Genomic DNA, 18,990 nt, shown 5'->3' with positions numbered 1-18,990 from the left:
AACATATGCTCGGGGCACGTCGGGTCGCGAGGGGGGACCACCATGGATCTCGCTGAGATCTTCCGTGTCATGCGCAGGCGCTGGTACGTGCTGTTGCCGGGGCTGCTGCTGACCGCCGCCTTGACCGTGGCGGTGGCGCTGCTGGTCCCGGTCACGTACCAGTCGCAGAGCACGGTGGTCCTGCTGAACTCGCAGAAGGCCACCGTCGCCTACGACGGCAACCCGTTCCTGTCCACCCAGACATCGCTCACCGGCATGGCGGACAGCCTGGCGCGCAACCTCAACTCCGACGGCTCGCTGCGGGAGCTGAAGTCCCGCGGCGCGTCGGGGACGTTCGAGGCCAAGCTCGCCGACAACGCCCAGGGGCCGCTGATGTGGCTGACCGTCACCGGCACCGACAAGGCCGGTGTGCTGGCCTCGGACCGCATCCTGACCGCGTACGCCGAGGAGCGGCTGGAGCAGTTCCAGAAGCAGCAGTCGGTGACGCCGAAGGCCATGATCCGGATGACCACCGTCGTGCCCCCGCAGAACCCGGTGGCGCAGACCAAGACCCGGCTGGAGTACATGGTCATGGCCGGGGGGCTCGGCCTGGTGCTGAGTCTGGTCGGGGTGTTCTGGGTGGAGGCGCGGCGGCGGTCGCGGACACCGGCGCGGGAGGCGGCGCCCGCGCAGCCGGCGGCCGGGGAACCGGCCGCCGAGCAGACGATGGCGCTGCGGACCGCACCCAGCTGGTCGCGATCGGCCGACAGCAGGGCCGCCGAGAACGGGCCCCCCGCCCAGCCGAGGGCGGGACGGTCCGTGATGACCGTGGAGCCCTCCGCCGAGCCGCTCGACGAGGAGTCGACTCATGGACAGCGTTCGCACACCGGACAGCGACACCGCTGAACCGAGCGACACCCCCGCCCCCGCCTCCCTCGGCCGCAAGGTCCGTTCCGCGGCCCGCTGGAGCCTGATCAACACGGTGGTGATGCGCCTCGGCAACTTCGCCACCGGCATCCTGCTGGCCCGCTTCGCGCTGGGCCCCGCCGAGTGGGGCGTCTACGGCATCGCCCAGACCGTGCTGCTGGTCCTGCTGTCCGCGAACGAACTGGGCGTCAGCCTGGCCATCGTGCGCTGGGACGGCGACCCGCGCCGCTTCGCGCCGACCGTGCTGACCCTGGCGACCGCGACCAGCGGCCTGCTGTACGCCGCCCTGTTCGTCTCGGCGCCCACGGTGGCCGTGATGCTCGACTCGCCCGACGCCACGGGCGTGCTGCGGGTGATGTGCCTGTGCCTGGTGATCGACGGGGTGGCGCAGGTGCCCGCCGGGTTCCTCACCCGGGAGTTCGCCCAGGGCCGGCGGATGGTCATCGACGCGCTCAACTTCGTCCTCAGCACCTCGGTGACCCTGGCGCTGGCGTTCGCCGGCGGGGGCGCGATGAGCTTCGCCTGGGGTGCCGTCGCCGGCAACATCGCCGCCCTGGCCGGCTGTGCGCTGGCCGCGCCCGGCACCCTGCGGTTCGGCTGGGACCCCGTCCAGGCCAAGGCGCTGCTGAGGTTCGGGCTGCCGCTGGCCGGCGCCAGCCTGCTCGCCCTCGCCGTCGTCAACGTGGACACCATGGTGGTCGGCTCCACCCTGGGCGGTGTCTCCCTCGGCTTCTACGTCCTGGCGTTCAACATGTCCGGCTGGCCGGTGCGGATCATCTCGGAGGCGGCCCGGCGGGTGTCCTTCGCCGGTTTCTCCCGTCTCGCCGACTCGCCGCAGGCCCTCGCCCAGGGCTTCAGCCGTGCGCTGGGCGTCCTGGTCACGGGCACGGTGCCGCTGTGCGTGCTGCTCGGCGGCCTCGCCGCCCCCGTCGTCCGCCTCGTGTACGGCGGCACCTGGGTGCCGGCCGCCGCCGCGCTGCCCTGGCTGATGGCGCTGGGCCTGGTCCGCATCGGGTGCGAACTCGCCTACGACTGCCTCGTCGCCGCCGGACGGCGCCGCTCCCTGATCCTCACCCAGGGCCTGTGGGTCGTCGCCCTCGTCCCCGTGCTGATCGCCGGCGCCCGTCTGAACGGCATCGTCGGCGTCTCCCAGGGCCATGTCCTGGTCGCCGTCGCCCTCGTCGTGCCCGCGTTCCTGCACGCCCTCGGCCGGGCCGGGATCGGCCTCGCCCCCCTGGCCAGGGCCTGCGCCTGGCCGTTCCTCGGGGGCGCGGTGATGACGGCGGTGCTGCTGGCCTCGAAGCGGCTCCTCGGCGACGGCCCGCTCGCCCTGTGCGTCACCGGCACGGTCGCGCTGGGATGCTACGTGGTGTGCGTGCTGCCCAGCCGACGCTTCCTGCTCGGCTCCCGTACCCCGGAGACCGTATGACGAGGCTGCGCCTCCTGCTCGCCGGCCTGGCCCTCGTGCTGTGCGCCGCCTGTACCTCGGGCGGCGACCCCGCCCCGCGCGCCCAGGCCCCCTCGCGCGGCACGGCCGACGCCAGGCCCCCGGCACCCGGCGAGGCGGGCTTCCCCGACGCCTCCACCACCGGCCCGCGCATCCCCCTGACACCGCACTCCACGGGGAACCTCAGCATCAAGACCGACGGCATGGTCATCAAGGGCTGGGACATCACCGGCTCCCTCGACGTCTACGCCGACGACGTGACCATCGTCGACACGAGGATCACCTCCACCAACTGGTGGGGGGTCAACCTGCGTCCCGGCCACAGCGGGCTGCGGATCCTGCACAGCACCATCACCGCCGTCCCCGGCAAGGGCCCCGACAACGGCGGTGTGGACTACGCCGTCTCCAACATGGGCACGAGCTCCGTCGAGGTCGGCTGGTGCGACATCTCCGTGTTCGGCAACGCGCTGTCCATGGGGCAGGGCGACCTGCACGACAACTACGTCCACGACCTCGTCCCGTTCCGCAACGCCGGCGGGGAGTGGCAGCACACCGACGCGGTGATCAGCGGCGGCGGCAACAAGGGCAGGCTGAGCATCCGGCACAACACCCTGCTCAACCCGGTGCCCGTCGACCGCGGCGCGTCCGCCGCGGTCGGCCTGTTCGCCGACACCGGCCATGTCTCCCAGGTCGTCGTCGACGGCAATCTGCTGGCCGGGGGCGCGTACGCGCTGTACGGCGGCGGCCCCGGCGCGACCGGTATCTCGGTCACGGACAACGTCTTCTCCCGCCGCTACCACCGCAACTCCGGTGCCTACGGGGCCGTCACCGCCTGGAACGAGGGCGGGGCCGGCAACGTCTGGCGCGGCAACCGGTTCTCCGACGGCACCCCGATCACGCCCGCGCCGGCCGGCTGAGGAAGAGGATCATGCGACGCATCGCCCGCGCCCCCTGGGAGCTGCTCAAGCGCGCCTTCGGCTGGCTCGTCCTGTTCGAGCTGCGCAACAAGGTCCTGCTCGCGCCCTCCGCGCTGCGGCTGCGCCGCTTCGAGACCGCCGAGGTGCGCCGGCTGGCGGCCACCCCCGAGCCGCTGCCCGGTGCGCTCGTCGCCACGGTGATCGCCACCCACCGCCGCCCGGACGCCCTGCGCGCCGCCGTCCGCTCGGCCCTGGCCCAGACCGTGCGCGACCAGGTGGTCGTCGTGGTCGACGACGGCGCGGGACTGCCCGAACTCCCCGAGGACCCCCGCCTGCTGGCGGTCTCGCTGGCGCGCAACACGGGTGTCGCCGGAGTCGTGCGCAATGTCGGCATCCGGCTCACCCGCTCGCGGTACGTGGCGTTCCTGGACGACGACAACCTGTGGGAGACGGACCACCTGGAGCGGGCGCTGGCGGTGCTGGAGGCGCCCGACGGGCCCGACGGCGTGTACACGGCGCTGCGCCGCGTCCTGCCGGACGGGACCGAGCGGGACGTGCTGTCCGTGCCGTTCGACCGGCGCCGGGCGGCCCGGGAGTCCTTCCTGGACACCAACGCCTTCGTCGCGCGGCGCACCGGGGCGCTCCGCTTCAGCCGGCTGCGGCGGACGCCCGAGGTGCTGCCGCGTGAGGACTGGGAGCTGGTCCACCGCTACAGCCGCGGCCACCGCGTCGAGCATGTGCCGCACGCCACCGTGCGGTACCTGGTGAACCCGGGGAGTTTCTACACGACCTGGTCCGGCTGAGGTCCCGGTGTCGTCCGCAGAGCACCGGGCTTGAGCAGCGCGGCGACCGCCGCCCGGCTGGCGGCACGGCCGAGGAGCGCGCGTGAGGTCTCCCGCAGCAGCACGGCGGCACGGAAGCAGCCGGTCGCGACGGGCCCGTGGCGCCGCCGGTACAGCCGCACGCGGTTGACGGTGAGCAGGCTCCACAGCCAGGGCGACACCCGGGAGTCACCGCCCAGGTGGACGGCCTCGGCCGTCGGCTCCAGCTGGGTGGCGTGGCCCAGGTCGCGCGCCCGCAGGCAGTACTCGGTCTCCTCCGAGTAGAGGAAGAAGGACTCGTCCCACTCACCGCACGCGGCCGCGCAGTCGGCCGAGATCGCCATCAGCGCGCCGGTCGCCCAGTCCGCGCGGGTGGGCCGCCGGTACGCGGCGGGGTCGGTGACGAGTTCGCTCAGGGCTGGGAACCTTCCGGCCCGGCGGTTGCCGATGACGGCCTCGCCCAGGGCCCGCAGCACGCTCGACTCGCGCCGCAGCGAGTGGTGCGGCGTGTCCCGGCCCTCTTCGTACAGCAGGGGCACGGCGATGCCGACGCCGTCGCCGAGGCTGTCGACCAGGCGTTTGGCGCAGCCCTGCCGCATCCGGATGTCGGGGTTGCAGATCAGGGCGGCCTCGTAGGTGCCGGCGGCGGCCAGCGCCGCGTTGACGCCGGCGGCGTATCCGGCGTTGCGGCCGGTCTGCACGACGGTGGCGTCGGGGGCCAGCGTCGTGAGGAGCCCCACGGTGTCGTCGGCGGAGTCGTTGTCGGCGACGACGAGGTGCCAGTCCAGGCCGGCCATGCCGTCCGGGAGCGCGGCGAGGAACCCGGGGAGCACCGCGGCGCTGTTGTAGGTGACGACGATGACGGCGACGGGGCTCATCGGGACTCCACGAGGTCGGGATGCCGGGCTTCCACGGCGGGCTCGGGGGCACCGGCGACGGCGGCGGCAGCGGCCTCGCGCCGGATGAACCCCAGATAGCCGCCCCCGGCGCCCAGCAGCAGGAAGAACAGGCCGGCGAACATGGGGAAGCTCAGCGAGTCGAAGGTGGCGCTGATGACCAGGGCGACCAGCGAGGAGGCGAAGAAGGCCTGCCCCAGTTCGCGGTCGGCGTCGGTGCGCGCCAGGCGCCGGATGGCGCCGCCCTGGTGGATGCCGGTGACGAACAGGGTGAGCAGGGCGAGGAGCCCGAGCACCCCCATCTCGGCCAGGACCAGCATGTACTGGTTGTCGGTGAAGAAGTACAGGTCCGGCGTGAAGGTGCCGAAGCCGCGCCCGAACAGCGGGTGTTCCTTCAAGTAGGGCACGATGGCGCTGTACTTGACCGTGCGGGCCTGGGTGCTGCTGTCGGAGTTGGACAGGAACGAGGCGAACAGGCCCGTGATGGTGCCGATCAGGCCCGGGACGAGCACCTTGAAGACGGCCACGGAGGCCGTCATGATGCCGATCGCGGCCCAGCGCCGGGCGGGCTTCCAGCGCACCACCATCACCAGGGCGACCAGCAGCAGCCCGATGATCGAGGTCCGCGACACCGACAGCGGCAGCGCACCGGCCAGCAGCACCACCGGGGCCCAGCGGCGCCACGCGCGCAGATGGCGGCGTACCGGATCGAAGGCCTGCTGGATGGCGAACGGCAGCAGGATCGCCAGGACGCCGGCGAACTCCAGCGGCTGGGCCGTGGTGGCCCGGGGCCGGGTGAAGGCACCGCGGTCCATGGCGGACACCTGGGCCACGCTGGTCTGCAGGCCCGGGATGTGCAGGGAGTCGGCGATGTTGGTGGCGGCGAAGAAGTCGTAGAAGCCGATCGCGGCGACGACCGACCCGAGGACCACCGCCCGGCGCAGCAGCACGTCCAGCCGGCCGCGCTCCTGCACCGCCGCGGAGGTGAGGACGACCAGCGACACCCACACCAGGTATCCGATCAGACCCCGGTCCGCGCCGAGCACCTCCTGGTGCGAGCTCTCCCGCAGCGAGTCGGCGATGTACGCCAGGACGACGGCGACGCCGAGCACGCACATCGCGACGCGCGGGAGCCGGGTGCCGGGGGCGGGCAGGATGCGGCCGCCGAGCCAGGTGGCGAGGTACCACAACAGGCCGAGCAGGGCGAAGACGTTGGCCGGGGTGCCGACGCCGCCGAGGGCGGGCAGCGCCAGGTTGGACGGGATGAAGAAGGCGAGGGTCAGATAGACGGTGAGGATCGCGGTGGCGTCGACCCCGCGGCCGAGCACGCCCGCCCGTTCCCGCCGCGGGGCGCCGGAGGGGCGGGGGGCGGCACGCCGGCGGCGCACCACCGCGACGCCCTCCATCAGGATGGACAGCAGGAACGCGCTGACCACGCCCAGGATGACGACGGCCGCGACGTCCTGGTAGCGGCTCTTGGACTTGGCCACCGGGGTCTGCGGCAGCACCACGGGCGCCGTCTGCACCAGGTACGCCGGCGGCACCCGGGCGGCCTCCTGCAGCGCGTTGAGCTGCTCACCGGCGAACGTGGTCAGGGTGTTGGTCTCCTTGAGCACCTTCGCCCGGTCGGTGCCGGTGACGCTGAGTGTGAGCAGCGGGCTCTCGCTGGCCGGTGCGAAGCCGGCCGTGTACGGGTCGGTGACGCCCCGGCCGCGCAACTCCTTGGCGGCGTCGCTGGATTCGAGGGTCCTGATCAGCACGTCGGCGGTGACGATGAGCGAACCGCCCGCGTTGGAGATGGGGTTGCCGAACGTCGGGGCCAGCCGGGCCACGGCCGAGGAGTCCAGCAGCGCCACCGAGCTCTGCGACTGGTAGGAGACGGGCACGGTCACGTACAGGTAGCCGCCGCCGAGCAGACTGAGCAGGGTCAACGGCACCATGAAGTACCAGCGTCTGCGCAGAATGGCCCAGATCTCACCAAGGCTCACGTACCGTCCCCCCAATCGGTGGCGTCGAGCCGCGCGTGATGCCAGTATCGGGGCTGACGGAAGGATCTCCTATGTCCCCCGGGAACGTCGCCGACGCGCTGCTGCGCCGCTGGTACGTCGTGGTGGCCGCGCTGCTGCTGACGGCCGCCGGCGCCTACCAGGTGGTGCGCCCGACCCCGCAGTACGTCGGCTCCGCGGTGGTCGTCCTCAAGCCTCCGGTGACGCGCAACCAGCCCAACCAGCTGACCAATCTGCAGCCGCCGCTCGCCCTGGTCTCCTACGCGGTCGTCCAGCAGCTGCAGTCCCCGGCCGGGGCGAAGGAGCTCAAGGCCGCGGGCGTGCGGGGCACCTACCGGCTCGTCCCGCGCAACAGCGGCACCAGCGCCACGCCGCGCTATCTGATCCCGTCGCTGCAGGTGCAGTCGCAGGCGTCCGGGCCCGACGAGGCGGTGACGGCCGTACGCGGCATCATCGACGTCTACACCCGGCACGTCGAGGCGTTGCAGGCCTCCCAGAACGTTCCCGGCGGGTCGCGGATCACGGCCTCGGTGCTGACCTCCCCGAGCGCCGCCCAGGTGCAGGGCACCCCGAGCCGGGGCCTGGCGGGCACCGCTCTGCTGGGCGTGGCCGGCGGCATCGTGGGCGCCCTGTGGCTCGACCGGTATCTGATGGGCCGCCGCGAGGACGCGCCGGGCCGGCGTCGGCACGCCGGCCCGGTTCCCGCGACGCACTGAGTGGAACTGGTGGTTCATCAGATACCGCGGCGCTTCCAGGACTCCCACCACAGCCACTCCCGGCCGCGCTCGGCCACGGCCGACCACACCAGCGGCTGCAGATACGGCATCGCCGCCGCCCCGATCCGGCGCCGCAGCCGCAGCGCGCGGTACTCCGGCAGCGCACGGTAGCCCGGCAGGCACTGCGCGGCGAACGCCACGCACGCGTCGACCGGGACGACGTCGGTGCGTCCCCGGTCGTAGGCCCGGTAGGCGCGGCGCAGCGCGTAGCGGGCGAGCCGGGTGTGCACCTGGTCGGCCAGACGGTCGGCGTGCGGCAGCCGGTCGCCGCACTTGGCGAGCACCGAGTCGAAGGCGACGAGGCGCTGGCGCAGGTCGTCGAGCTGGCCGCCGAAGTCCGTGGTGGACATGTTGTCGCCGTGGACGCGGTAGTAGGCCTGGTCGGCGCCGCGGATGTAGCCGACGTCGGCGTGTGCGGCGAGCCGCATCCACATCTCGATGTCGCCGGCGTGCGGCAGCGCCGGGTCGTAGCCGCCGACCGTGCGCTGCAGGCTGGTGCGGACGACGACTTCCGGCGAGGTGATGCAGCCGGTGCCCTCGCGAAAGCGCCGCTCCAGCCACCACTGCCCGGGGTAGACGACCGACCCGGTGGAGCGGGTGCGGGCCTTGGGCAGTGGGCCGCCGTGCCGGAAGCGCAGCGGGCGCCCGTAGGCGAATCCCGCCTCGGGGTGCGCGTCCAGGAGGGCCGCGGCCCGTACCAGGGCGCCCGGGACGAGCCGGTCGTCGGCGGAGAGCAGGGCCACGTAGTCGCCGTCGGCCCATTCCAGCAGGCCCTCGTTGTAGGTGGCGATGTGGCCCTTGTTCCTCTCGTGGACGAGGACCTCGATCCGCGGGTCGGAGGCGGCCAGCTTCTGCGCGGTCTCCGCCGAGTCGTCGGGTGAGGCGTCGTCGATGATGAGGACCCGGACGTCCACGCCGTCCTGCTCGTCCAGGACGCTGCTCACGCAGTCGGCGAGGAAGTGACCGTACTTGTAGCAGGGGATGACAACACTGACGGTGCTCATCGATGCGGCAGCCAATCGGTCAGTTCTTCTTCGTGCGGACGGTCTTGCCGGTCAGGGTCCAGCTCCGCGACGTCACCGGGTGGCGGTGCTTGTCGAGGGCCGTGACCGTGACCTTGAAGCGGGTGCCGTCCGGCAGCGGGGCGGACAGGTGCACGGACACCTTGCGCGTGGCCCGGTCGTAGGAGGTGACGGCGGTGACGTGGAGCTTTCGGGCGGCGGCCGCCTGGGGTCCGGGCAGGACGGTCACGGTCGCCGTGACGGACGACAGGGCGGTCCCGGCGGGCACGGTCGTGACGAGGGGGGAGGCCGCGTCCGCGGTGTGCGTCACCGAGGACGTGGTCACCTCCGAGGCGGTGGCCGGTGCGAGGGCGGCGCCGGGGTCGTCGGCGGTGAAGACGGGGCCGACCCAGTAGTTCGCCGATCCGTAGGAGCTGTTGGGGAAGAGCGGTCCGGCGCCGTAGCGGTAGAGCCCGTTGTGGTGCGCGGTGGTGTCGGCGGTGGCGGTCAGCGGGTACGACTGGTGGGCTGCCGTGAAGTAGCCGCCGTCGACCGCGTAGTTGCCGTTCGGCGCGTGGTAGGAGACGACGTACGGGGTGCCCGCGGTGACCGCCACGGGGGTGGCGAAGGTCAGCGTCTGCCAGCCGGAGGCGGTCTCGCCGGTGAAGGTGCCGCCGGCCAGCAGGGTGCCGTCGTCGGTCCACAGGCTGCCGGTGTGGGTGCCGGTGTTGCCGGTGCCCTTGTAGAAGGTGACGCCGGTGATCCAGCCGGCCGTGGAGGACGTGAACCGGGTGCCCAGCTCGACGGAGTTGGTGTCGGAGGTCATGTCGGGGTTGGCCGGCACCGTGTTCGCGTTCCACAGGGTGCAGGGGCAGGTCACCGCGGGCGGGGTGGAGCTGGTGGTGAAGGACCAGGTCACCGGGTCCGCCATGGCGTTGCCCCACACGTCCGAGGCCTGCACGGTCGCCGTGTACGTGGTGTGCAGCGCCAGCTGGGTCGACGGGGTGAAGGTCGCCTTGTTCGCCGCGGGCAGCGTGACGGAGCCGGGCACGGCGGTGCCGTCCGGGTCCTTCACGGTGAACGTCAGGCTGTCGGAGTCGATGGACGAGCTGAACGTCGCGGACACCGGTGCCGTGATCGCCGTGCCGGTGGCCCCCGAGGTCGGGGAGGTCGCGGTGACGGTGGGCGGTGCGGTGCTGGCCGTCGCGGTGTCCAGCACCACGTCGACCCAGTAGTTGCTGCCGGTGGACTGCGAGGACGGGAAGGCGCTGGTGGAGCTGTAGCGGTAGACGCCGTTGCCGCCGTCGGTGCCGGACTTCAGCGCGGTGAGCGGGGCGAGGCCCGCGCCGCTGTCGGTGAAGTAGCCGCCGTCGTAGGAGTAGCCGCCGTTCGGAGCGAAGTAGGAGGCCACGTACGTGGTGTTGGCCTTCACCGCGACCGGGGTGGCGAAGTTGAGCTGCTGCCAGCCGGAGGCCGTCTCGCCTGTGAAGGTGCCGGTGGCCAGGCGGGTGCCGGAGGCGGTCCACAGGCTGCCCGTGTGGGTGCCGGTGTTGGCGGGCGACTTGTAGAAGCGCACGCCGGTGATCGAACCGGCGACCGTGGTGCGGAACTTGACGCCGAGCTCCACGGAGCTGCCGTCGCCCGCGTTGACGGTGCCGGGCACGGACGAGGCCGGCCACACGGTGCAGGGGCAGGTCTGGGGGCCGACGGTCACCGGGAGGGTCGTGACGGCGCCGATGTTGACGCTGTCGTCGACCGCGCGGACCTTGATCGACGCCGCACCCGGAACGGTGGGCGTCCAGGTGTACTTCCAGGAGGTGAGGCCGGTGGCTGCGTTCCACGTCGTCCCGCCGTCCGTGGACACCTCCACGCGGGCGACCACTCCCCCGCCGGAGTCGGTGGCGGCGCCGGTGATCGTGACCGGCTTCAGCGCCGGGAGGGTGGCCCCGGAGGCCGGGCTCGACACGGTGACGGCCGGTCCCGCGGTGTCGGTGGAGGCGGTGGCGGCCACGAGGTTGCTCTGCCGGGTCAGCGGCTGGACGCCCATGTCGGCGAGGAGGTTCAACGTCGCCTGCTGCATCCGCGAGTCCTCGGTGACCACCGTGTCCTCGGGGTTGTAGGTGGGCACGTTGGTCAGCCCCCACGACCACTGCACGGTGCCCGAGCCGAACACCAGCGCCCCGGAGTCCTGGTCGCGGAAGGCGACGAGGTTGTGCGTGGCGGTGCCGTTGCCGTAGGTGTTGCCCCAGTCCAGGCGGTACTTGCCGTCGTTGATGTCGACCGTCGTGGACGACAGGTCGATCGCCCCGGCGGGCCGGGTGCCGTTGGTGATGTCGCTGTCCCACTCGTAGCCGAGCGTGCCGGCCGGGAAGGTGGCCGTCTGGCTCGGCGTGAGGTTCGCGATGGAGGTGCCCCGCCACAGCCGGTTCTTGCCGTAGGAGCCGGGGACCGTGATGGAGTCGGCGCGGTAGCCGTTCACGGTGAACATGGAGCCGGTGAGGATGTTCGGCGGCTGGTAGGCCTGCCCGTACTGGGTGCTGGCCGGGTCCATCCAGGTGCCGGTCCAGATGCCGCTGGGGTCGGCGATGCCGTTGTTCTGCGCCATCTTGGTCATCTTGTAGCAGACCAGGGTGCGGTTCGCCGTGTTCGCGCCGTCGATGCTGGGGGCGAGGCGGGTCTTCCAGAAGACCTCGTTGCCGCTGAAGAAGGCCTCCCGCACACCGGCCTTGCGGGCCGCGAGCACGTTGGAGTACTGGCTCTGCGTCCAGTACTCGTCGTGCCCGGAGGACAGGTACACCTTGTGGTTCTTCAGCAGGGTGGAGCCGTTGGCCGACACGTCCACGCCGGAGAGGTAGCTGACGTCGTAGCCGTTGCGTTCCAGCCAGGACAGCATCATGAACTCGGAGCCGTAGATGCCGTTGTCACCGCCGATGTCCAGCGGCCGGTTGTAGCTGACCTCGTAGGCGCGGCCGTCGGGCGCGGGACCGGTGCCGCCGTAGAGGTCCTGGCCGCCGTAGTCGTTGTACGCCTGCCAGGTCTGGTCGCTGGTCTGCACGACGATGTCGGAGGTGCTGGAGTCCTTGCGGACGACGAACGGGTACGGCATGAGGCCGTCGCCGTCGGTCTGCGTCAGGTTCGCGATGTACAGGCCGGACACGGCGTCGCTCGGCACCGTCCAGCCGGCGGTGACGGGCCAGTTGCCGCAGTCGACCAGGCCGGTGGCGGCCTTGGTGGTGCAGCTCTTGGGGCTGGTGGTGTAGTTCGCCGGGTAGGTCACCGCCGCCTGCGCCGCCGTCGAGATCTCACGCGCGCCGTTGCCGCCGTACCAGCCCAGGCGGTAGATCTCGATGCGGTACGGGGTCTTCGACTGGACCTTGAACTGGACGGTCTCCCCGGCCTGGACGCTCTCCTTGGTCGTGAAACCCTTGATGTCTCCGTAGGCGTTGGCGGAGAACCAGTCGGACTTGGGGCTGCCCGGCTTGGAGTTCTCGCACACGATCGGGTTCGAGCCCGCCCCGCACGGATCGGTCACGGCCTGTGCGGGCACGGCCTGCGGGAGCACCGCAAAGATCAACGCTGCGACGACGGCGAGGCGCCCGCCCCTGAGTCGTCTGCTCCAACTGTTCATGAGTACCTCTCAGCGGTGCTGTGCAGGCCCGACCCGTTCGGTCGGGGGTGGAGCGGGGTGTGTCAGCTTGCGAGCGCCTCGGTGAGCGCGTCCACGACCCGCTGCTGCTGGTCGGGGGTGATCTGCGGGTAGAGCGGCAGCGACAGGATGCGTTCGGCCGCGTGCTCCGCGTTCGGGAAGTCGCCCCGGGTGTGGCCGAGATGGCGGTAGGCCGGGGTGAGGTGGACGGGGGTGGGGTAGTGCACGCCGGCGCCGATGCCCTCGGCGTTGAGCTTGCCGACGACGTCGTCGCGGTCCGCGCCGGTGACCTGGACGACGTAGAGGTGCCAGACGTGGACGTTGCCGGGCACGGTCGCCGGCAGGATCACCCGGCCGGCCGCCGCCAGGCCGGCGAGCAGCGCGTCGTAGCGGGCGGCTGCCGCCCGCCGGGCCGCGTTGCCGTCCGCCAGCCGGGCGAGTTTGGCGCGCAGTACGACGGCCTGCAGTCCGTCCAGGCGGCTGTTGAAGCCGGGCACGTCGTGGCGGTACTTGGCGACGCCGCCGTGGTTGGCGATGGCGCGTACCAGGCCGGCGCGTTCCTCGTCGTCGGTGAGGACCGCGCCCGCGTCGCCGTAGGCGCCCAGGTTCTTGCCGGGGTAGAAGCTGGTGGCGGCGATGGTGCCGCTGCCGGGGGTGCGGCCGTCGCGGCTCGCGCCCTGGCACTGCGCGGCGTCCTCGACGACCCGCACGCTCTCGGGCAGGTGGCGGGTCAGTTCCGTCACGTCCGCCAGCTGCCCGTAGAGATGGACGGGGATCACCGCGCGGGTGGCCGGGCCGACCGCGTCCAGCGCCGCCTGCGGGTCGAGCAGGTGGCTGTCGGGCAGGCAGTCCGCGAGGACCGGCCGTGCGCCGATCCTGGCGACGGCGCCGACGGTGGCGATGAAGGTGTTCGCGGGCACCACGACCTCGTCGCCGGGCCCGACCCCGCTCGCGCGCAGGGCGAGTTCGACGGCGTCGGTGCCGTTGGCGACGCCCACGCAGTGCGCGACGCCGCCGAAGCCGGCGTACTCGCGCTCGAAGAGGCCGACCTCCTCGCCCCCGATGAACGCCGTGCCGGCCAGGACGCGGGCGAACCCGGCCTGTACCTCGTCGGCGACCTCCTCGTGGGCGGCCTTGAGGTCCACCAGCGGAATCCGGTTCATACGGTCTGTCCCCCCATGGTTCGTCTCGCCTGTTCGTCCAGCGCCGGGGCGGCCGCCTCGCGCAGCCGCCGGGCCGGGCTCCCCACCCACACCTCGCCCGGCGGGACGTCGCCGAGCACGGTGCTCCCCATGCCGATCTGCGACCAGGCGCCGACCGTGGTGCCCTCCCGGACCAGCGTCCCGGAGCCCAGATAGCTGCCCCGGGCCAGCCGTACTCCCCCGCCCAGCCGGGCGCCGGCCGCGATGGTGACGTAGTCCTCGACCACGTCGTCGTGGGTGAGCACGACGTGCGGCATGACCGCGACGTGCGCGCCCACCCGCACCGCGGCGGTCAGCACGCAGTGCGCGAGCAGGACCGAGCCCGGGCCGATCCGTGAGGTGGCCGAGACGGCCGCGGTCGGATGGACGACGGTGGCCCAGCGGTCCGGGGGCAGGTTGAGCCGGCGCACCAGCCGCGCTCGGGCGGCGTAGTCGCGGGGGTTGCCCACGCAGATCACCACCCGGGCGTCGGGCAGGTCGTGCACCAGGTCGCAGCCGCCGAGCACGGGCACGCCGTCGACCTCGGTGCCGTGCAGGGCGCGGTTGTCGTCGAGGTGCCCGAGCAGCTTGGCCTCGCCCGCGTCCCGTACGGCCTGGGCGGTCTCCCGGGCGAAGCCGCCGGCGCCGATGATCAGCAGTTCGCTCATGGCGCCGCCTGTTCGCGCAGCACGGCGACGACGCGGTCCTGCTGGGGCTCGGTCATCGTGTGGAACAGCGGCAGGATCAGCGAGTCGCGGCTGAGGCGCTCGGTGACCGGCAGCGGGGCGTGCGGGTGGCCGGCGTAGGCGGGTTCCAGGTGGGCGGCCATGATGCCGCGCCGGGCGGAGACACCGGCCGCGGCGAGCGCGGCGAGCAGGTCGTCCCGGCCGACGGGGAAGTCCTCGCCCAGCAGCACCCAGTAGGACTGGAAGTTGCTCTCGCCGTGCTCGGGGTCGCGGACCGGGGTGAGGCCCGGGACGTTCCGGAGCAACGCGTCGTAGCGTGCCGCCAGTTCCCGGCGGCGGGCGATCATCTCGTCGAGCCGGCCGAGCTGGACCAGGCCGACCGCGGCCTGGATGTCGGTCATCCGGTAGTTGTAGCCGACCTCCAGATAGCTCTCCAGGACCGGCCTGTCGCTGGCGTGACGCTCCGCCGCGGAGGCGTTCATCCCGTGCTCGCGCAGCCGGCGCAGCCGCTCGGCCCACGCGGCGTCGTCGGTGGTGATCATGCCGCCCTCGCCGGTGGTGACGACCTTGCGGGGGTGGAAGGACCAGGCGGCGATCAGCGCGCCGTGCCCCACGGGCTTGCCGCCGGCCGTCGAGCCGATGGCGCAGGCCGCGTCCTCGACCAGCGGGAGCTGCCAGTCGGCGCAGGCGGCGCGCAGGGCGTGCACGTCGGCCGGTACGCCGCCCTGGTGGACGACGAGGACGGCCCGGGTGCGCGGGGTGCGCACGGCGTCCACGGTGGCCGGGGTCAGGTTGCCGGTGGCCGCCTCCACGTCCGCGAAGACCGGCTCGGCGCCGACGTAGCGGACCGCGTTGGCGGTGGCGATGAACGACAGGGAGGGCACGATCACCTCGTCGCCGGGGCCGAGACCGAGGGCGACGAGGGACAGGTGCAGGGCGGTGGTGCACGAGCTGACCGCGACGGCGTGCTCGGCGCCGACCCGCTCGGCGAAGGCCCGCTCGAAGGCGGCGACCCGGGGGCCCTGGGCGACCCAGCCGGACAGCACCGCCTCGGCGGCGGCCCGGGCCTCCTCCTCGCCGAGCCAGGGGATCATCACGGGGACGCGGTCGGTGCTCATACGGCCGCCTCCCGCTCCGCGCGCCACCACTCGACCAGGTCCTTCAGTCCGGTGCGCAGGTCGATGCGGGCGGTGAAGCCGAGCCGTTCGGCGGCCCGGCTGGTGTCGGCCAGGCGCCGGGTCACCCCGTTCACCGCGCGGGCGGGGCCGTGCTCGGGCTCCAGCCCGGACGCGCCCATGGCCTCCAGCAGGCCCTGGGCGAGCTCCTTCAGCGAGGTCTCGGTGCCGCTGGCGACGTTGAACACCTCGTCGGTGACGTCCGACTCGGCGGCCAGCACATTGGCCCTGGCGATGTCACGGACGTCGACGAAGTCCATGGTCTGGCTGCCGTCTCCGAGGATCAGCGGCGGCTCGCCGGCCTCGATGCGCTCCATCCAGCGGATGAGCACCTCGGTGTACAGGCCGTGGATGTCCATGCGGGGCCCGTACACGTTGAAGTAGCGCAGGGCCACGTAGTCCAGCCCGTACATGGCGTGAAAGCTGCGCAGCATGCCCTCGTTGAAGGCCTTGGCGGCGCCGTAGAAGGTGTCGTTGTGGTACGGGTGGTGGTCCTCGGTGGTCGGGAAGGTGTCGGCCATGCCGTAGACGGACGCCGAGGACGAGGCGACCACCTTGGACACCCCGGCGTCGACCGCCGCCTCCAGGACGTTGAACGTGCCGTCGACCAGCACTTCGTTGGCGAGCCGGGGCTCCTCCGCGCACTGGGTGATGCGGATGGCGGCGAGATGGAACACCAGGTCGGCGCCCTCGGTGACCTTCCGCACCGTGGCGGTGTCCCGGACGTCGCCGTCGACGACCTGCACCACGCCGCTGCCCAGCGCCCGCGCCAGGTTGGCCATCCGGCCGCGCACGAAGTTGTCGAGCACGACGATCTCGCGGGCACCGCCCTCGGCCAGGAGGTCGACGAGGTTCGAGCCGATGGTGCCCGCCCCTCCGGTGACCAGGATCTTCTTGCCTCGTACGCTGCTCAACTGCTCTGCCCTCTCCATGGGTTACGGCTCTCAGTGCCCGGCGCGCAGGCCGACGACCGCGCCCTTGAACTGAAGGCTGCGGGAGGCCGCTTCGAGAATGTCCAGCACGCGCAGGCCCGCGCGGCCGTCGGTCAGCGGGGCCCGCCGGTGGGTGATCGCGTCGGCGAACTCGTCGACCATGCCGCGCAGCGCTTCCTTCTCGCCGATCGCGGGCGCGACCATGTCGCCCGCGCGGTAGGAGACGAGCATCTCCCGGCGTTCGTCCGCGCCGATCTCCTGCGGCGCGGCCAGGTCCACGCCCCGGTCGTACACGGCCACCCGCTGCAGGGGGTTGAGGTCGTCCCAGACCAGGGTGCGTTTGGCGCCGCCCACCATGGTGGTGCGCACCTTGGTCGGGGAGAGCCAGTTCACGTGCACGTGGGCGATGGCCCCCGTGTTGAGCTGCAGCGTCAGATACGCAACGCACGCCTGTCCGGCGCCGATCGGGTCGGCCCCGTGGGCGGCGACGGCGACCGGCTCGACGTGGTCGGGCAGGATGAAGTCCAGGATGGACAGGTCGTGCGGGGCCAGGTCCCACAGGACGTCGATGTCCTTCTGGACGAGACCCAGGTTGATGCGGACCGAGTCGACGAAGTGGATCTCGCCGAGTTCCCCGGAGTGGACCATGTCGCGGATGCGGCCCACGGCGGGCGTGTAGCAGTAGGTGTGGTCGCACATCAGGGTCAGGCCGCGCTCCTCGGCCTCGGTCACCAGGCGCATGCCGTCGGCGTAGGTGGCCGCGAGCGGCTTCTCCACCAGGACGTGCTTGCCGGCGCGCAGCGCGGCCAGGGCGATGTCGAGGTGGGTGCCGGCGGGCGTGGCCACGGCGACGGCGGCCACGGAGTCGTCGGCGAGGACGGCCGCGTAGTCGGCGGTGGCCTGAACCGTCGAGTAGCCGCCGAGGACCCGCTCGGCCCGCTGCACGTCCAGGTCGCACAGCCAGCGCAGCCGGAACCGGTCACTGGCCTGGAAGTTGCGTACCAGGTTGGGGCCCCAGTAGCCGGCCCCGACGACCGCGACCCCCAACGGCTCCTGCGTCACTGCGTTCCTCTTTCCCTGGCGCATCAGTAGGCCCCCGTTCCGCGCACCACGGCGGAGCCGGTGCGCAGCAGGATCGACAGGTCAAGGCCCATCGACCAGTTGTCCACGTATCCGAGATCGAGCCGGACCGCCTCGTCCCAGGGCAGGTCGGAGCGGCCGCTGACCTGCCACAGCCCGGTGAGGCCGGGTTTGACGAGCAGGCGCCGCTTGATGTCCGGCGGGTACTCCTCGACCTCCTCGGGCAGCGGCGGGCGCGGGCCGACCAGCGACATGTGGCCCTTGACCACGTTGATCAGCTGCGGCAGTTCGTCGAGCGAGCTGCGCCGCAGGAAGGAGCCGACGCGGGTGACGCGCGGGTCCTTTTTCACCTTGAACAGCAGGCCGTCGCTGTTGCTGTTGAGGTGGGCGAGTTCGGCCCGCAGGGCGTCCGCGTCCGGCCGCATGGTGCGGAACTTCAGCATGGTGAAGTTCTCGCCGTAGCGGCCCACCCGCTGCTGGCGGTAGAGCGCCGGTCCGGAGCTGTCCAGCCGGACGATCAGGGCGATCAGCAGCATGGGCAGCCCGAGGAGGGTCAGGAGCGCCGCGGCGAGCGAGCGGTCCAGCGCTTCCTTGGGCAGCCGGGAGAGCCGGGAGAGGTTCGGCGCCTGGATCCGCACCAGTGGAACCCCGTTGGTGGGGCGGACGGCCAGCCGGGAGGCGGACACGTCGGACAGGACGGGGGCGAGCAGGAAGTCGGCGTGGTGGACCGCCGCCGTCCAGGACATCCGGCGCAGGGCGTCCGCGTCGAACTCGGGTGCCGGCAGCACCACGACGGTGGTGATGCCCATGGCCCGCACGACGTCGTTCATGTCGCCGACCGTGCCGAGGACGGGGATGCCCAGCCTGCGGATCCGGGCCGTGTGGTCCTGGTCGCTCAGGCACACACCGGCGACCCGCAGTCCCTGGACGCCGCCGGGGCGCCGCAGTACGGCGACCAGCTCCAGGACGTCGCGCGAGGGGCCGACCAGGAGGGTGGCGCTGCCGTCCCGGCCGCGGGCCCAGCGCCGGTGCAGCCGGCGGCGCAGCGCGCAGCGGGCGGCCAGGCCGAAGCCGGCGACCGGCAGTGCGGCCATGGCCAGGTCGTGCAGGAGCCCGGCGTCGCGGGTGACCAGCCAGAGCGCGCCCGCGAGGGCGGGCAGGGCCACGGCACCGCGCAGCACCCGCAGATACTCCTCGGCCCCGAGGCCGTATGCGGCGCGGTCGTAGGAGCGGTGGACCAGCATCACCGCGATCCACACCGGCGGCAGCAGCAGGGCCACCGCCCAGCGGCCGTACACCGCGTGGATCACGAGGGCCGCGGCGGCGGCCGTCAGGCCGTCCGCGACCAGCAGGGCTCTTCGGTACTTCCCTTCCCAGCGTCTTCGACGAGCATCTGGAATGCGATGTTCCACAACCAGGTGCTCATGCGTGATCTCAATGGTCATGGACCCCCCACGACATGCGCAGCCACCCTTGACCCAACGAAACCCGGCATGCGGCACCGAGGCCCGCAGCCAGGA

The 18,990-nt window shown here is 72.5% G+C and carries 15 protein-coding genes; 5 read left to right on the top strand and 10 right to left on the bottom strand.

The features are described 5' to 3' along the window. The first annotated feature begins 42 nt into the window (after positions 1 to 42). Genes C3489_RS19655 through C3489_RS19640 form a run of 4 tightly spaced genes read left to right on the top strand, consistent with a single transcriptional unit; the run spans position 43 to position 4,073 of the window. Positions 43 to 885: a Wzz/FepE/Etk N-terminal domain-containing protein gene (locus tag C3489_RS19655; RefSeq protein WP_103783188.1), complete on the top strand. Its 843-nt coding sequence runs from the start codon at positions 43 to 45 to the stop codon at positions 883 to 885. Further along, positions 848 to 2,335 carry an oligosaccharide flippase family protein gene (locus tag C3489_RS19650; RefSeq protein ID WP_103783187.1) on the top strand — a complete coding sequence of 496 codons (1,488 nt, stop codon included), beginning with the start codon at positions 848 to 850 and terminating at the stop codon, positions 2,333 to 2,335. The genes C3489_RS19655 and C3489_RS19650 overlap by 38 nt, the downstream gene beginning before the upstream one ends. Further along, positions 2,332 to 3,270, top strand: a complete 939-nt coding sequence (locus C3489_RS19645; RefSeq protein WP_103783186.1) for a hypothetical protein — start codon at positions 2,332 to 2,334, stop codon at positions 3,268 to 3,270. Before C3489_RS19650 ends, C3489_RS19645 begins: the two co-directional genes overlap by 4 nt. An 11-nt stretch (positions 3,271 to 3,281) precedes the next feature. Beyond that, complete coding sequence (locus tag C3489_RS19640) at positions 3,282 to 4,073, top strand: glycosyltransferase (protein WP_103783185.1); 792 nt, start codon at positions 3,282 to 3,284, stop codon at positions 4,071 to 4,073. On the opposite strand, the gene C3489_RS19635 is transcribed toward C3489_RS19640, so the two are convergent. Together C3489_RS19635 and C3489_RS19630 are read right to left on the bottom strand one after the other, a co-directional pair. Further along, positions 4,052 to 4,969, bottom strand: coding sequence for a glycosyltransferase family 2 protein (locus C3489_RS19635; protein WP_103783184.1), 918 nt, complete (start codon positions 4,967 to 4,969; stop codon positions 4,052 to 4,054). The two genes, C3489_RS19640 and C3489_RS19635, sit on opposite strands and share 22 nt — an antisense overlap. Beyond that, positions 4,966 to 6,975 (bottom strand): O-antigen ligase family protein, encoded by a 2,010-nt coding sequence (locus C3489_RS19630; protein WP_103783183.1) that lies wholly within the window; start codon positions 6,973 to 6,975, stop codon positions 4,966 to 4,968. Before C3489_RS19630 ends, C3489_RS19635 begins: the two co-directional genes overlap by 4 nt. A 71-nt stretch (positions 6,976 to 7,046) precedes the next feature. Between C3489_RS19630 and C3489_RS19625 the strand changes: the two genes are divergently transcribed. Further along, the gene (locus tag C3489_RS19625; protein ID WP_103783182.1) at positions 7,047 to 7,709 is read left to right on the top strand and encodes a hypothetical protein; all 663 of its coding nucleotides are present in this window, start codon (positions 7,047 to 7,049) and stop codon (positions 7,707 to 7,709) included. A 17-nt stretch (positions 7,710 to 7,726) separates the two neighbouring features. On the opposite strand, the gene C3489_RS19620 is transcribed toward C3489_RS19625, so the two are convergent. The 8 genes from C3489_RS19620 to C3489_RS19585 form a co-directional block, all read right to left on the bottom strand. Further along, positions 7,727 to 8,773: a glycosyltransferase gene (locus tag C3489_RS19620; protein ID WP_103783181.1), complete on the bottom strand. Its 1,047-nt coding sequence runs from the start codon at positions 8,771 to 8,773 to the stop codon at positions 7,727 to 7,729. A 19-nt stretch (positions 8,774 to 8,792) separates the two neighbouring features. Beyond that, positions 8,793 to 12,344: a DUF4082 domain-containing protein gene (locus C3489_RS19615; RefSeq protein WP_258054862.1), complete on the bottom strand. Its 3,552-nt coding sequence runs from the start codon at positions 12,342 to 12,344 to the stop codon at positions 8,793 to 8,795. Between the two features lie 116 nt (positions 12,345 to 12,460). Beyond that, on the bottom strand, positions 12,461 to 13,579 hold the full coding sequence (locus C3489_RS19610; protein ID WP_103783179.1) for a DegT/DnrJ/EryC1/StrS aminotransferase family protein: 1,119 nt from the start codon (positions 13,577 to 13,579) through the stop codon (positions 12,461 to 12,463). After that, positions 13,576 to 14,265, bottom strand: a complete 690-nt coding sequence (locus tag C3489_RS19605) for an acetyltransferase (RefSeq protein ID WP_103783178.1) — start codon at positions 14,263 to 14,265, stop codon at positions 13,576 to 13,578. The genes C3489_RS19610 and C3489_RS19605 overlap by 4 nt, the downstream gene beginning before the upstream one ends. After that, complete coding sequence (locus tag C3489_RS19600) at positions 14,262 to 15,401, bottom strand: DegT/DnrJ/EryC1/StrS aminotransferase family protein (protein ID WP_103783177.1); 1,140 nt, start codon at positions 15,399 to 15,401, stop codon at positions 14,262 to 14,264. The genes C3489_RS19605 and C3489_RS19600 overlap by 4 nt, the downstream gene beginning before the upstream one ends. After that, complete coding sequence (locus C3489_RS19595) at positions 15,398 to 16,372, bottom strand: NAD-dependent epimerase/dehydratase family protein (RefSeq protein WP_258054861.1); 975 nt, start codon at positions 16,370 to 16,372, stop codon at positions 15,398 to 15,400. Before C3489_RS19595 ends, C3489_RS19600 begins: the two co-directional genes overlap by 4 nt. A 30-nt stretch (positions 16,373 to 16,402) precedes the next feature. Beyond that, positions 16,403 to 17,452: a Gfo/Idh/MocA family protein gene (locus tag C3489_RS19590; RefSeq protein WP_258054860.1), complete on the bottom strand. Its 1,050-nt coding sequence runs from the start codon at positions 17,450 to 17,452 to the stop codon at positions 16,403 to 16,405. 23 nt (positions 17,453 to 17,475) lie between these two features. Next, a complete protein-coding gene (locus tag C3489_RS19585) occupies positions 17,476 to 18,915 on the bottom strand; it encodes a sugar transferase (protein ID WP_103783174.1) in 1,440 nt (479 codons plus the stop codon). Positions 18,916 to 18,990: the final 75 nt, after the last annotated feature.

The sequence above is a fragment of the Streptomyces sp. Ru71 genome, assembly GCF_002920535.1.
Taxonomy (GTDB): domain Bacteria; phylum Actinomycetota; class Actinomycetes; order Streptomycetales; family Streptomycetaceae; genus Streptomyces.
Note: the sequence above shows the minus strand (reverse complement) of the source record. Positions and strands in the feature narration are given on the sequence as shown.

Coding starts and splice junctions, on each gene's coding strand:
- C3489_RS19655 (WP_103783188.1), top strand. CDS start 43: ATGGATCTCGCTGAGATCTTCCGTGTCATGCGCAGGCGCTGGTACGTG.
- C3489_RS19650 (WP_103783187.1), top strand. CDS start 848: ATGGACAGCGTTCGCACACCGGACAGCGACACCGCTGAACCGAGCGAC.
- C3489_RS19645 (WP_103783186.1), top strand. CDS start 2,332: ATGACGAGGCTGCGCCTCCTGCTCGCCGGCCTGGCCCTCGTGCTGTGC.
- C3489_RS19640 (WP_103783185.1), top strand. CDS start 3,282: ATGCGACGCATCGCCCGCGCCCCCTGGGAGCTGCTCAAGCGCGCCTTC.
- C3489_RS19635 (WP_103783184.1), bottom strand. CDS start 4,969: ATGAGCCCCGTCGCCGTCATCGTCGTCACCTACAACAGCGCCGCGGTG.
- C3489_RS19625 (WP_103783182.1), top strand. CDS start 7,047: ATGTCCCCCGGGAACGTCGCCGACGCGCTGCTGCGCCGCTGGTACGTC.
- C3489_RS19620 (WP_103783181.1), bottom strand. CDS start 8,773: ATGAGCACCGTCAGTGTTGTCATCCCCTGCTACAAGTACGGTCACTTC.
- C3489_RS19610 (WP_103783179.1), bottom strand. CDS start 13,579: ATGAACCGGATTCCGCTGGTGGACCTCAAGGCCGCCCACGAGGAGGTC.
- C3489_RS19605 (WP_103783178.1), bottom strand. CDS start 14,265: ATGAGCGAACTGCTGATCATCGGCGCCGGCGGCTTCGCCCGGGAGACC.
- C3489_RS19600 (WP_103783177.1), bottom strand. CDS start 15,401: ATGAGCACCGACCGCGTCCCCGTGATGATCCCCTGGCTCGGCGAGGAG.
- C3489_RS19585 (WP_103783174.1), bottom strand. CDS start 18,915: ATGACCATTGAGATCACGCATGAGCACCTGGTTGTGGAACATCGCATT.